At 57.5% G+C, this 292-nt stretch carries 1 protein-coding gene; it reads right to left on the reverse strand.

All coding sequences use genetic code 11. The annotated features are described in order from the left end of the window. Positions 1–292 (reverse strand): hypothetical protein (locus AC0IW9_RS30555; RefSeq protein ID WP_471652067.1); only part of this gene is annotated, 292 nt, incomplete at both ends.

Raw genomic sequence — 292 nt, forward strand, 5'->3', positions numbered from 1 at the left:
GCCATGAACGGCGACGGGTAATGCGCTTTCAGCCACGCGGTCTGGTACGAAACCAGACCGTAGGCCGCAGAGTGGGATTTGTTGAAGCCGTAACCGGCGAACTTTTCCACCAGGTCGAAAATATTACCGGCGAGGTCGGCGTCGATATTGTTGTTCGCGCAACCCTCAATAAAACCGCCGCGCTGCTTGGCCATTTCCTCGGGTTTTTTCTTACCCATGGCGCGGCGCAGCATGTCTGCCTCGCCGAGGGTATAACCGGCCATGACCTGGGCGATCTGCATCACCTGTTCCT

This window comes from Belnapia sp. AC561, assembly GCF_979252845.1.